This is a genomic window from Gordonia paraffinivorans, assembly GCF_900683595.1.
GTDB classification, from domain to species: domain Bacteria; phylum Actinomycetota; class Actinomycetes; order Mycobacteriales; family Mycobacteriaceae; genus Gordonia; species Gordonia paraffinivorans.
In genome coordinates, this window is sequence record NZ_CAACYD010000006.1 from 676,153 (window position 1) to 689,422 (window position 13,270).

The following is a 13,270-nucleotide window of genomic DNA, read 5'->3' on the forward strand; positions in this document are numbered from 1 at the left end:
AGCCCTTCGTGGCTCGTCGCTCGAACTCCTCGAACATCCGGGAGCGACAGGCGATCCGCCCGGTTCTCGACGGTCGCTTTATTCTGCACCGGCCTGAGCGTCGGCACCCGGCTGATCGCCCGCGCCACCCGCCGGCGCGGCTCCGGGCTCGGGATCGGTGACCGTCACCATGGCGGTGCGGATCACCTTCTCGCCCAGCCGGTAACCGCAGCGGTAGACCTGGCCGATGACCGGGTGTTCGCCGGTCCCGTCGTGCTGGACCGCCTCGTGGAGTTCGGGGTTGAACTCCTCGCCGGGAGCGGCGAAGGGCGCGAGCCCTTCGGCGGTCAGCACCGCGACGAGCTTGTCGGCGAACATCTTCAGCGGGCCGGACTCGAGATCGCCGTGCTCACGCGCACGATCGAGGTCGTCGAGGATCGGGAGGAGCTTTTCGATCAGGATCTGCTTGCCGTAGGCGATCGATCCCTGCTTCTCCTCGTCCGCGCGCCGGCGGAAGTTGGCGAACTGGGCGCGTTCACGCTGCAGGTCCGCCAGCAGTTCCGCGATGCGGGCGTCCGACTCCCCGGACTCCGCCCGCTCGGCGCCGTCTGCCGATGCCTTGTCCTTCTCGTCCGCGACGGGTTCGGCCTCGGCCGGGCCGGGCCCGGCGGCCGACTCGTCGCGCACCTCGCCCGTCTCCGGGTCGATGCGACGACGGTCGGTCACCGTGACCGGCTCCTGCTCACCGGACCCGTTCGTCTGATCGGGTCCTGTGGTCACTTGTTCTCCTTTGCGTCTTCGTCCACGACCTCGGCGTCGACGACATCGGACTCACCGCTGTCGGCGGCGCCGGACGCGGCCTCACCGTTCGGCGACTCCGCAGCGGCGTTGGCGTAGATCGCCTGGCCGAGGGCCTGCGACTCCTCCGAGAGCTTCTCGATCGCGGAGCGGATCGCGGCGGTGTCGGTGCCCTTGAGGGCTTCCTTGGCGCCTTCGATCGCGGACTCGACCTTCTCCTTGACCTCGGCCGGGACCTTGTCCTCGTTGTCCTTGAGGAACTTCTCGGTCGTGTGGACCAGCGACTCCGCCTGGTTGCGGGTCTCGGTCTCCTCGCGACGCTTGCGGTCCTCCTCGGCGTGCGCCTCGGCGTCCTTGATCATGCGGTCGATCTCCTCCTTGGACAGGCCGGAGCCGTCCTGGATGCGGATCGAGTTCTCCTTGCCGGTGCCCTTGTCCTTCGCGGTGACGTGCACGATGCCGTTGGCGTCGATGTCGAAGGTCACCTCGATCTGCGGGACACCCTGCGGCGCGGGAGCGATGCCGCCGAGCTCGAAGCTGCCGAGCAGCTTGTTGTGCGCGGCTATCTCGCGCTCGCCCTGGTACACCTGGATCTGCACCGACGGCTGGTTGTCCTCGGCGGTGGTGTAGACCTCCGACCGCTTGGTCGGGATGGTGGTGTTGCGCTCGATCAGCTTGTGGAACACGCCGCCCTTGGTCTCGATACCCAGCGACAGCGGGGTCACGTCGAGCAGCAGCACGTCCTTGACCTCACCGCGCAGGACACCGGCCTGCAGGGCCGCGCCCACGGCGACGACCTCGTCCGGGTTGACGCCCTTGTTGGGGTCCTTGCCGCCGGTCAGTTCCTTGACCAGGTCGGTGACGGCCGGCATACGGGTCGAGCCGCCGACGAGGACCACGTGGTCGATGTCGTTGACCGAGATGCCCGCGTCCTTGATGACGGCCTGGAACGGCGCACGGGTGCGGTCCAGCAGGTCAGAGGTGATCTTCTGGAACTCCGCGCGCGTCAGCTGCTCGTCGAGGAACAGCGGGTTCTTGTCGGCGTCGACGGTGATGTAGGGCAGGTTGATCGAGGTGCTCTGCGATGCGGACAGCTCGATCTTGGCCTTCTCGGCAGCCTCACGCAGACGCTGCATGGCCATCTTGTCCTTGGTCAGGTCGATGCCGTGGCTCTGCTTGAACTTCTCGACGAGCCAGTCGACGATGCGCTGATCCCAGTCGTCACCACCGAGGTTGTTGTCACCCGAGGTCGCACGGACCTCGACGACACCGTCGCCGATCTCCAGCAGCGAGACGTCGAAGGTACCGCCACCGAGGTCGAAGACCAGGATGGTCTGCTCCTTCTCGCCCTTGTCGAGTCCGTACGCCAGCGCCGCGGCGGTCGGCTCGTTGACGATGCGGAGCACGTTGAGGCCGGCGATCTGGCCGGCTTCCTTGGTGGCCTGACGCTGGGCGTCGTTGAAGTACGCGGGCACGGTGATGACGGCGTCGGTGACGTCCTCACCGAGGTAGGCCTCGGCGTCGCGCTTGAGCTTCATGAGCGTGCGCGCGCTGATCTCCTGCGGGGTGTACTTCTTGTCGTCGATCTCGACCTTCCAGTCGTTGTCGCCCATGTGGCGCTTGACCGAGCGGATGGTGCGATCGACGTTCGTGACGGCCTGGTTCTTCGCGGGCTGGCCGACCAGAACCTCACCGTTGCGCGCGAAGGCGACCACGGACGGCGTGGTCCGCGAGCCCTCGGCGTTGGCGATGACGGTCGGCTCGCCGCCCTCGAGCACCGCGACGACAGAGTTGGTGGTGCCGAGGTCGATTCCAACAGCACGAGACATATGGCTTCCTCCTAGTTCGTGGGTGTGCACCCAAGTCCTTGTGCCCCCGCGGTCGGTGGACGCGGGGATGATGTCCGAACCCTACGAGGCGGACTTCAGTGCATCCGACTCAATGTCCTACTGAAAGCGGGGCGTCGAGTCAAACCTACTTGAGTCCCTCTCACTCAGGTTTCTCGAAGTGTGTAACGGGCCCCGTTCAGGGTTTGTTCCCGGTTCCCGGAAAGAGTTGAGCGGATTCCGCTCAATTTTGCGATGCATGGGTGTGATGCTTGACACATCAGGCCCGGACCGGCAGATTCCAACAGGAATCGCCCGGTTCCACTTCCCCACTCCCTGCGAGGACCATCCATGACGCTGACCGGCCCGGCCCGCACCGCCCCCGACACGACCGGACGGACCCACCGCATCGCGGCGTGGGGACCGGGCGAGGTCGGGATGGGGACGGGACACACCAACCCCATCGCCACGGCCTCGGTGCGCGCCGTGCTCGACGCCACCCCTGCGGTGGTCGCCGCCGGACCGGGCGTCCTCGTCGACGACACGGGACCGCACCACCGGCACGACGACCCGGTCCGCCCGTCGTGAGCCCCTCGGCGGACGACCGGGATTCGCGTCCCGAGGTGGCGGCGTGGAACGGACTGGTCGACGCCCTGCGGACGGCCGGCGAGAAGCTCGCCGCCGACACCTCCGAACTCGATCCGGCCGAGCAGGCCGACGGATTCCGGGCTCTCCTCCGCGGCCTGTCGAATCTGCTGTCGCGCATCGAGACCGACCGCGAGCGCCCCGAACTCGTCCCGTTCAACGGGTGGCGACAGAAGTTCTTGATGGACAACCCGGATTTTCGGTACTGGGTGACCGAGGTCCGCGGCGACCGCCGCTACCGCATCCGAGGCAACCGCGGCGATGCGACGTACATGTCCGTCACCGCCTATCGGCGCACCGGCGGCATCGGCGCCGAGGCGACCGACCGCCTCGACAGCGACGCCATCGCCTTCGACGACGAGGGCGGGTTCGAGATCGTCCTCGGCGGGGCCGACCCCGGGACCGACTCCGGGTCCGCCGACCGGCTGACGCTGCCGGAACGGTCCGGGGTGGTGTGGGTTCGCTTCTTCCACGACGACGTGGCACGGGACCGGCCGGGCTGGGCCGAGATCGAGCCGCTGGAGGACCCCGGAACGCCGCCGCCGATCGATCCGGTGCGCTTCGGCTCCGCGCTCGCCACGGTGTCGGCGACCACGTCGATGCTCCCGACGATCTTCGAGGCGTCGGTGCGAGACGACCTCGATCCGCCGAACGTCCTGCGCCACTGGTCGGAGATGGCCGGCGGTGCGGTGTTCACCGAACCGGGCATCCACTACCTGCGCGGCGGCTGGCGACTGGGCGCCGGACAGGCCCTGGTGATCGAGGGCGAGGTGGTGGACTGCCGCTACTGGAACATCCTCGCCTACAGCCGATTTCTCAACTCGCTCGACTTCCGGCACCGGACGGTCTCCTACACGGGAGCGACCGCAACCGTCGCCGACGGCCGCTACCGGTTCGTCGTCGCCGCCGAGGACCCCGGCAACGGCGACTGGATCGACTCGGAGGGAAGGGATTTCGGGATCGTGGTGATGCGCTTCCTCCACCCCGCGACGACCCCTCCCCTCCCGACGACACGCGTGGTCTCCCTGGACGAGTTGAGAGGACGGCGATGACGGCCTGGACTCCCCCACCGCGCAGCGAGGTCGCCGCGAGGATGCATGCCGCGGCCGAGGCCGACCGGGCCGCCCGGCCCGAGCGGTACCGACTCGGCGCGGATGCCGCCGACCTCCTCGTCGAGAAGGCTGCCGCTACGCACGGCGTCGATGCCCTGGGAGATCCCCGGCACTGGCGCCCCGGGCTCGAACGGTATCTGGAGTCGGCGGCCGAGGACGGGCGGTTGAACGCCGTCGGAATACGCAACGCGCAGAACGCCATGGTCGGGAAACTTCGGGCCCGTTCGATCTTCGGCAGGGTCCTGCGCGAGAACCCGGGAGTCGCCGAGCGCGAGGTCGCCCCACCGATCGTGATCATCGGCGGGTGGCGTACCGGCACGACCTTCCTGTTCCGCCTCCTGGCGCGCGACCCGCGGTTTCGCGCGCCGCGGCCGGTCGAGCTGTACGCGCCGTGGCGGGTCGCGAAGCTCTCCCCCGCCGAGCGCGAGGAGCTCATCGAAACCCAGGCGGCCGAGCCGAATCCGCTGCATCTGCTCAATCCGTCGATGGCCGCGGTCCACGACTCCGGTCCGGCGCTGCCCGAGGAGTGCGTCCTGGGCATGGGCACGACCATGCGGAACTGGGCCCTGAGCTCCACCACCCGCCTGGACTCCTACGCCCGGTGGCTGGCCACCCAGGACTTCGGCGGGGAGTACGCCGCGCATCGGACCATGCTGCAGATCCTCGACGACTGTTCGGGGCGGCGATGGCTGTTGAAGGCGCCGGCGCACACGCCGGAACTGGCGCATCTGGCCACCACCTACCCCGGCGTCTGCGTCGTGCACCTGCACCGCGACGTCGTCGAGACCGTCGCGTCGGGGGCCAGCCTCTTCGCCACGTACCGGTCGACCTACAGCGACGAGGTCGACGGCCACGACGTCGGGTGGTTCCAGACCGAACAGTCCGAGCTGTGGTTCCGGCGCGCAGTGGAGGTCCGGGGTTCGACCGCAGCACGATCGGCGACGATCGTGGACATCGACTATCGGGATCTGGTGGCGCGCCCGGAGGAGGCCGTCGGCCTGGTCTATGCCGCTGCCGATGTCGACCCTCCGGACATCACGACGATGCTCGCCGAGCACAACGCCGAGCAGCCGCGCCATGGCAAGGGGAAACACCGGTACACGCCCGAGGAATTCGGGATCGACCCGGACGCACTGCGGGAGCGGATGAGGTTCTACACCGACGCCGTGGCCGAGTGGACGTCGTCGCGGGTGTCCTGACCGGTCGGGGTCTGGTATTCACCATCCGGCGGGGTTATGTTCGCTGGTGTCGAGGGCTGGAGGCGGCATGAGCGACACCACGCGGACAGATGCCGGATCGAATTGGGTTCCATGGCGGGTCGCGCCCGACTCGGGTTTCGAGGTCGATGACCCCTCGGGCCGGGGAAGCGTCGAGATGGTCCAGGTCGACGACCGGCATTTCGTCGTCCGCAATGCCTTTCGCCACTCCGACCGCGCCGTGATGAAGGACCTGTTCGCGCTGCTGGTCCGCAACGGCATGGGCGAGAGCGAGGCGCGCCGGGCGATCGACGACGCCCGCACCTTCGTGCCCAGTGAGGACAATCCCACCGACCTGGCGTCGATTCCGCGCTTCATGCGGTGGTTCGAGGACCCGTACGGCCGTCACACGCTGGCGGCGATCCTGCACGACGAGCTCATCACCGACTCGGCCAACTCCGGATCGTTGCGCAGCGATGCCCTCGCCGACCGCTTCTTCCGGGAGATGATGCGGACCTCGGGAGTCCCGTGGCTCAAGCGATGGATCATGTGGTCGGCGGTGGCGCTCCGGACACGCTGGGTCGCAGGAGGTTTGCGACGCCTGAGCCTGGTGGTGTGGCTGGCGCTGAGCGTCGTCGGCATCACCACGTTCGTCGGCTCGCTCGGCGCGCTGGTCTTCGACTGGCCGTGGCCGGTCTCCCAGCCGGTCTGGACGCTCGTGGCGGCGCTGGCGCTGATCGTCGTCGCGGCCCCGCTCTGGGGGAGACAGTGGATGGCCGGTCTCATCGCCGCGGTCGGCGCGCTGTGGCTGGTGCCGGCCGGGGCGGCGGCCGGTCTCGCGGGAATCGTCTACCTGGTGCTGGAGTCCGTGGCCAGGGCATTGCGGCTGCGCTGACCACATGACGACGGGGCGCCGTCCGGTTTTCTCCGGACGACGCCCCGCTCCGTCATCGGTCGTCAGGCGGCCGCGACCTGTTCGCCGGCCGCCGGTTCCAGTGCCTGCGCGACGATCTCGGCGACATCGGTCATCGGGCGGACGTCGAGGGCGTCGAGGACCTCCGCCGGCACGTCGTCGAGGTCGGGCTCGTTGCGCTGCGGGATGAAGACGGTCTTCAGCCCGTTGCGTTGCGCGGCGAGCAGCTTCTGCTTCACCCCGCCGATCGGCAGGACCCGGCCGTTCAGCGTGACCTCACCGGTCATGCCGACGTCGGCCCGGACGCGGCGCCCGGTCGCCATCGACACCAGCGCGGTGACCATGGTGACGCCGGCACTCGGACCGTCCTTGGGCACCGCCCCGGCCGGGACGTGCACGTGGATGGTCTTGTCGAGGGCCTTCGGGTCGACGCCGAGTTGCTCGGCGTGGGCCCGGACGTAGGACAGCGCGATCTGCGCCGACTCCTTCATGACGTCGCCGAGCTGGCCGGTGAGCTTCAGCCCGGGCTCTCCGTCGGTGGCGTTGACCTCGATGAAGAGGACGTCGCCGCCCATCCCTGTGACGGCGAGGCCCGTCGCCACGCCGGGCACCGCGGTCCGCTCGGCCGACTCCGGCGTGAACCGGGGCCGCCCGAGGTACTCGCGCAGGTCGGGCTTGTCGATCACGACCGGCGGTGTCGCCGTTCCCTGTGCGAGCTTCGTCGCCACCTTGCGCAAAGCCTTGGCGAGGAGCCGCTCGAACTGTCGCACACCGGGTTCCCGGGTGTAGTTCGCCGCGATCTCGCGCAACGCCTCCTCTGTGACGGTGACCTCGTCGGTGGTCAGTGCCGCCCGCTCGGCCTGCCGCGGGAGCAGGTAGTCGCGGGCGATGGCGACCTTGTCGTCCTCGGTGTAGCCGTCGAGCGTGACGAGCTCCATCCGGTCCAGCAGGGCCGTCGGGATGTTCTCGACGACGTTCGCGGTCGCGAGGAACAGCACGTCGGACAGGTCGAGGTCGAGATCGAGGTAGTGGTCGCGGAAGGTGTGGTTCTGCGCGGGGTCGAGGACCTCGAGCAGGGCCGCGGCCGGGTCGCCCCGGTAATCCGAGCCGACCTTGTCGATCTCGTCGAGCAGCACGACCGGGTTCATCGAACCGGCCTCGGCGATCGCCCGCACGATGCGTCCGGGCATCGCGCCGACGTAGGTGCGGCGGTGGCCGCGGATCTCGGACTCGTCGCGCACACCGCCGAGTGCGACGCGCACGAACTTGCGCCCGAGGGCCCGGGCGACGCTCTCGCCGAGCGACGTCTTGCCGACACCGGGAGGACCGGCCAGCACCATCACCGCGCCCGACCCCCGGCCGCCGACGACCTGCAGGCCGCGCTCGGCACGCCGGGCGCGGACGGCCAGGTATTCGACGATGCGGTCCTTGACGTCCTCCAGTCCGTGATGGTCGGCGTCGAGGATCTCGCGGGCTCCCTGGATGTCCGTGGAGTCCTCGGTGCGGACATTCCACGGCAGGTCCAGGACGGTGTCGAGCCAGGTACGGATGTATCCGGTCTCCGGCGACTGGTCGCTGGCCCGTTCGAGCCGGCCGACCTCGCGCAGTGCGGCCTCGCGCACCTTGTCCGGAAGGTCGGCCTCCTCGACGCGCTTGCGGTAGTCGTCGGCGCCGTCGGGTTCGTCCTCACCGAGTTCCTTGCGGATGGCCGCCAGTTGTTGGCGCAGCAGGAATTCCTTCTGCTGCTTGTCCATCCCCGCGCGAACGTCCTCGGCGATCTTCTCGCTGACCTCGGTCTCGGCGAGGTGGTCGGTGGTCCACTCGATGAGCACGCGCAACCGCGCGGCGGTGTCCGGCGTCTCCAGCAGCTGTCGCTTCTGGGCGTCGGTCAGCCACGATGCGTAGCCCGAGGTGTCGGCAAGGGCCGACGGATCGGTCATCTTGTTCACGGCGTCGATCAGCTGCCACGCCTCGCGGCGCTGCAACATGGCGAGGACGAGCTTCTTGTACTCGCCGGCCAGCGTGCGGACCTCGTCGGTGACCTCCGGCTCGTCGACCTCGGTCACCTCGACCCACAACGCGGCGCCGTGGCCCGGGGTCCCGGTTCCGATCTGCGCCCGCTTCTCGCCCTTGACGACCGCGGCCGCACTGCCGCCCGGGATGCGTCCGACCTGCACGATCGACGCGATGACCCCGTAGGTGGGGTACCGGTCCTCCAGCCGTGGAGCGACCAGGAGTTTGCCGGACTCGCTCGCCCGGGCGGCGTCGATCGTGGCCTGCGCGGCGTCGTCGAGCGGGATGGGCACGACCATGCCGGGCAGCATGACGACGTCCGGCACGAACAGCACCGGTAGTGAATATGTCTGCGTCATGTAAGCCTCCAGAGTTAAGTCTGTTCGACTCAACCCAGGTGGCTGGAAGTTTGTTCCCGACTGATGTATGCCAGGGGCGAAATGGCGTCCCGACGCTCAGGTACCCGGGAGATCGACGGCGAGACGTGCCGCGAACACGACGAACTGGGCGACCAGGAGAACGAAGAACCCGACGATGAACGCTGCCGCCGTGACGAGGACACCCGCGGAGATCTTGAGCGCGTCCCACACCGTTCGCGCCGTCACGACCGGCCTCCGGGCCGCGTCGTGGCGGAGCCGTGGCCGAGGGACGTCTGTCGGCGGGCCGACAACAGAACGAGGGACATGGGGCTGAACCTCCGTGCGGACAAACCTCGGACGCCGGTGTCCGAGGTCACAATATGTACCACACACATGGCGCACAGGCGACACACCGGACGTACTGGCGGGTAACCCAATTCCCGACTGCCACACGGCTTCACGCCCAATCGAGGGCGCGACTGCGGGGCTCGACCCCGCGCTGTGAATTCATGGCATCGACGGCGATGGCCTCGTCGGGCCCGACGACCTGGTGGTCGCCGGTCCGGTGGCGACGCGGCTACGCATCCGGAGAATAGGCGGCGTCAGTTCCGGGTGCCGGACGATCTGTCGTCGGGCAGGGCTTGTCCCGGAAACACATCGACGCCGCGACCTCGGGGTGAGGTCACGGCGTCGTGGAAGGTGGCTCGTAGTCGCGGAAAACGCGACTACGAGCCAAAAGCCCCTACTTCTCGGCCAGCTTCTCGGCCAGCCAGTCCATCGTCTGCATGCCGAACAGGTCGGTTCCCCAGCCGTAGAGGTTGGTGAGGAACCGGAGCATGTTGCAGTCGGTGGGCTGGTAGTCGACCTCGGCACCGCGGGAGCGGTAGTCCTCCGCGAGCTTCTTGGAGTCCTTGGCCGGGACCAGCGACATGATCGAGTCGTCCTTGGCGCACGAGGCGATCAGGACCGGAGCACTCGGCGTGCCCTTGCCGAGCCGGTTGTCCTCGTAGACGTGCTGGAAGTCGGCGATGTCGGCCGGGTTCTGCCCGCTCTTGAACATCGTGTTCATCGGGATGAACGGCATCGTGAAGTACGCCGGGGTCTGACACTGGGTGCGGAAGACGTCGGCGATGGCCCGACCGGCCGGCGTGAACTTCTCGTTGAGCTTCATCTCCGGGTAGCGCGGTTCGAGACCGAGCAGCGTGGCGAGGACGAAGGCCGAACCGACCGAGCCGTCGGCGGTCGCGATGAAGTTCTTCTGGTCCACGACCATGCCCTCGAGGACGTAGCCCTTGATGTTCAGCTCGGGCGCATACTTCTTGGCGTTCTCGGCGGCGAAGGCCGCGCCCACACCGCCGCCGGCGATGCCGAACACGCCGATCGGCGACGACGCCGACAGCTGGGTCTTGTCGTTGCCGATCGCGGCGCGCAGACCGTCGAGCAGCGCCTTGCCCGCGAACTTGCCGGCGAAGACGCCGTGCGGCTTGGGGTCGCCGTCGTTGCCGACGTCGCTCATCATGACCGCGTAACCCTTGTCGAAGAACTGCGCGAGCGGGCCGAGCGCCGACCACGAGGCGCCGTCCATGATGTCGCCGCCGGTGAACATGGTGCCGGGGTGGCAGTACGCGCCGACGCTGTCGTTGGCCAGCTGGTAGCCGATGATGGGGCGGGTCTTGTCCGAGCGCCCGTCACGCGGGATGACGAGCAGGCCGGTGGAGATCTCCGGCTCGTCGTGCAGGCCGCGCGTCACGTACATGAGCTTGTAGGCGTCGAGGTTGCCGGGGCGGTAGCCCATGAACTGGATGGCGACCTTCTTGGCCTTCAGCACGTCGCCGGGCTTCTCGGTGCCCTTCAGTTTCGGCTCGTCGTAGAACTTGTCGGTCCGCAGGAACGGCTCGAGCAGCGGCTCGGCGATCTCCTGCGGGCTGCCCATCCGGCCGTCGCGCATGGCCTTGAGGAAGAAGCCGTTGAACACCTCGCCCGGCTCCGGGGTCCGATTGGGGGCCGCGGCTGCCGGGGCGACGAGTCCGACGCCGGACAGGACGATCGCGATGACGGCCGCGACCGTGATCCGACGGGTGGCGCGTGCGCTGGTTGAAATCACTGGTAGGTCACCTTGATCGAGGTCAGAACCGACTGGAAGAGCGGCAGCAGGTTACGGGTGGGACGGTGGGTTTCCATCTGCTCGAAGTACGGGACGCGCATCGCGGCGCTCAGAGCCGGCCAGTTGTGCTCGACCTGGTACTTGTACTTCGGCAGCAGCTGCTCGGTGATGTACTCCCAGCGGTCTTCGTAGACCGACCAGTTCCACTCCGGCAGCGGCAGGGTCACGATGGCCTTGCGGCCGTCGAGGGCGCGGCCGGTCACCTGCACCTGGTTGATGTCGCGCGGCGGGACCACACCGGCCACCGACGGCGCGGCGAGGATGGTGCTGGCGTAGGTCATCGCCTCGCCGACCCCGTTCCGGTAGTTGCGGGTGGCATCCCACTGCTTCTTGATGACCTCGCCCTGCTCACGCTGGAGAAGACGGGCGTTGCCGGCGGCGACCCGCTCCGGATCCTTGGAGGCGATGCCTTCCCAGTGGTGCATGATCTCGTCGTCGAAGATCCCGGCCTCGTGCATCTCCCGCAGCGCCGGCAGGCCGCCGGACACATAGGCGCGGTGCATCGGCATGAGGTCGGAGAAGATGTTCTTCTGCATCACCAGGATCTGCCCCTGCACGATGCGCAGGTCGTCGGTGGTGATCTTGGCTCCGACGCGTGCGAGCGCGGGCAGGCCGGCCGGCAGGCTGTCGACGGCCTGCTTGCCGGCGAGCTCGTTCACCTTCGCGACGATCGCCTGGACGACCGGCTGCAGACGGGTGAACTCGTAGATCTCGGTGGCGTCCTTGTAATCGAGGAGGCCGCCGCCGAAGTCGGCGCCGACCAGTCCGCCCATGCCGGCCCACTGCAGCTCACGGTGCGCCAACTGCAGGTCCTCGTAGTAGCGGTAGGACTTCAGCAGGTTCTGGTGGTTGGCCGCGACGCCCTTGCGCGGATCCCACGAGGCGAGGTCGATGCCGGCGCGCGTGGTGGTGTCGACCAGCCAGTACTGGAACAGCAGCGCGGTGTACGACGACGGCGGCAGACCGCGGTCCCGGGCCTCGTCGACGAGCTTCTGCAGCACCTTCGGGTCCGTCGGCAGCTTCGGGTGGACGCCACCCGGGCCCTGCGACGCATCCCGGTTGACGAGGGGCAGGTTCAGATAGGAATCCAGGGTGTCGGCGGTTGCGACGCCGCCTCCCAGGTAGGAGCCGAGGGCGACCACCACCGACACCATTGCGCACACCGACGCACGAACGAGCTTGTTCACGACGCTCCCGTTTCCAGGCACCGACCATCACGGCCGAATCACATTCGGATAACCGAAGTGAATCTAGTGCGTGGTGTTGTCAGAGACCAATTCTGGACGGCAACTGTGGCCAAATCCTCGAAAACCCGGCCGCGGCCAAAAGAAGTACCAGGACATACCGGGTTTCGTGCGGTGACCGCGCGCTCCTCGAAAAGGTCAGGCCGAACCGGGCCGCGCCTCCGCCTCGATCTCGACGACCCACCGGGGATCGAGGAGCCCGGCGACGATGATCATCGTCGCCGCCGGGCGGATCTCTCCGAACACGGCGCCGTGCGCACGGCTCACGCCCGCGGCCGCGTCGGGCGTCGTGATGAACATGCGGGTTCGGACGACGTCGGCGAGCGTCGCCCCCGCCTCGGTCAGTGCGGTCTCGATGATCTCCAGGCAGCGTCGTGCCTGGACCTCGGCGTCGGGGTCGCAGGAGCCGTCGGGCCAGACCGGTCCGGTGCCCGACACCAGGACGCGGTCTCCCACCCGGACCGCGCGGGAGAACCCGATCTCCGGCTCGTAGGGCGAGCCCGACGAGACGAGTCGGCGCATGGGTGGCCCGGTCGCGGCGCCGTCGGCCTCCTCGCGCGCTTCGAGTAACGACTGCAGCCGGGCGAGGTCGTCTTCGACCATCCGGGTGTCGCGGTCGAACTCGTCGTCGGACATGTCGCGCTGCCGCAGCGTGAACACCACCTCGGCCCCATCGGGGTGATCGAGGACGCGCAGCGGGTTGTGCACGACCGCTCCGTCGGGGAGCACGACATCGTGGTCGACGACCCCGAAGGGATTGCGCGGGACGAACCGGACGGTCACGGTGCCCATCGGCGACTCGGCGATCAGTTCCTCGCCGCGCCGGATCACCTCCGACCGGGCCAGGCCACCAGCCCATTTCGGCAGATTGTCCGGTTCGGAGACGAACTCGTACACGGCTTTCGCCGAGGCCTCGATCACCGTGCTGACGTGTCGACTGAACATGCCCCGATGATCGCGGGTTTGGTGGCATCGTGTGGCGGGAACGTCATGTCGTCGCGACCGCCGCACACGAGATGAG

11 protein-coding genes and 1 pseudogene are annotated in these 13,270 nt (G+C 68.4%); 4 read left to right on the forward strand and 8 right to left on the reverse strand.

Annotation, left to right across the window (positions count from 1 at the left end; translation table 11 throughout):
* Positions 1-78: 78 nt before the first annotated feature.
* Both grpE and dnaK read right to left on the reverse strand, forming a co-directional pair.
* A complete protein-coding gene (gene grpE, locus E1P53_RS10020; protein WP_131734212.1) occupies positions 79-759 on the reverse strand; it encodes a nucleotide exchange factor GrpE in 681 nt (226 codons plus the stop codon).
* The gene (gene dnaK, locus E1P53_RS10025) at positions 756-2,606 is read right to left on the reverse strand and encodes a molecular chaperone DnaK (protein ID WP_131734213.1); all 1,851 of its coding nucleotides are present in this window, start codon (positions 2,604-2,606) and stop codon (positions 756-758) included. The genes grpE and dnaK overlap by 4 nt, the downstream gene beginning before the upstream one ends.
* 348 nt (positions 2,607-2,954) lie before the next feature.
* Between dnaK and E1P53_RS10030 the strand changes: the two genes are divergently transcribed.
* The 4 genes from E1P53_RS10030 (at position 2,955) to E1P53_RS10045 (ending at position 6,451) form a co-directional block, all read left to right on the forward strand.
* Positions 2,955-3,191, forward strand: coding sequence for a hypothetical protein (locus E1P53_RS10030; protein WP_131734214.1), 237 nt, complete (start codon positions 2,955-2,957; stop codon positions 3,189-3,191).
* A complete protein-coding gene (locus E1P53_RS10035; protein ID WP_131734215.1) occupies positions 3,188-4,300 on the forward strand; it encodes a DUF1214 domain-containing protein in 1,113 nt (370 codons plus the stop codon). The genes E1P53_RS10030 and E1P53_RS10035 overlap by 4 nt, the downstream gene beginning before the upstream one ends.
* Entirely contained in the window at positions 4,297-5,559 is a 1,263-nt protein-coding gene (locus E1P53_RS10040; protein ID WP_131734216.1) for a sulfotransferase family protein, read from the forward strand. The genes E1P53_RS10035 and E1P53_RS10040 overlap by 4 nt, the downstream gene beginning before the upstream one ends.
* 67 nt (positions 5,560-5,626) lie before the next feature.
* Positions 5,627-6,451 (forward strand): DUF1353 domain-containing protein, encoded by an 825-nt coding sequence (locus tag E1P53_RS10045; protein WP_006901515.1) that lies wholly within the window; start codon positions 5,627-5,629, stop codon positions 6,449-6,451.
* A gap of 62 nt (positions 6,452-6,513) precedes the next feature.
* Here the strand turns inward: E1P53_RS10045 and lon are convergent, their stop codons facing one another.
* The 6 genes and pseudogenes from lon to E1P53_RS20450 form a co-directional block, all read right to left on the reverse strand.
* The gene (lon, locus tag E1P53_RS10050; RefSeq protein WP_131734217.1) at positions 6,514-8,841 is read right to left on the reverse strand and encodes an endopeptidase La; all 2,328 of its coding nucleotides are present in this window, start codon (positions 8,839-8,841) and stop codon (positions 6,514-6,516) included.
* Positions 8,842-8,937: 96 nt separating this feature from the next.
* Entirely contained in the window at positions 8,938-9,087 is a 150-nt protein-coding gene (locus E1P53_RS20440; RefSeq protein ID WP_165484418.1) for a hypothetical protein, read from the reverse strand.
* 496 nt (positions 9,088-9,583) lie between these two features.
* Positions 9,584-10,945: a lipase family protein gene (locus E1P53_RS10055; protein WP_006901517.1), complete on the reverse strand. Its 1,362-nt coding sequence runs from the start codon at positions 10,943-10,945 to the stop codon at positions 9,584-9,586.
* On the reverse strand, positions 10,942-12,159 hold the full coding sequence (locus tag E1P53_RS10060) for a hypothetical protein (RefSeq protein WP_244941182.1): 1,218 nt from the start codon (positions 12,157-12,159) through the stop codon (positions 10,942-10,944). The genes E1P53_RS10055 and E1P53_RS10060 overlap by 4 nt, the downstream gene beginning before the upstream one ends.
* A 228-nt stretch (positions 12,160-12,387) precedes the next feature.
* Complete coding sequence (locus tag E1P53_RS20445) at positions 12,388-12,771, reverse strand: RidA family protein (RefSeq protein WP_051997248.1); 384 nt, start codon at positions 12,769-12,771, stop codon at positions 12,388-12,390.
* A 39-nt stretch (positions 12,772-12,810) separates the two neighbouring features.
* Positions 12,811-13,194: pseudogene (locus tag E1P53_RS20450) on the reverse strand (SRPBCC family protein); the annotation flags it as partial.
* Between the last annotated feature and the right edge of the window lie 76 nt (positions 13,195-13,270).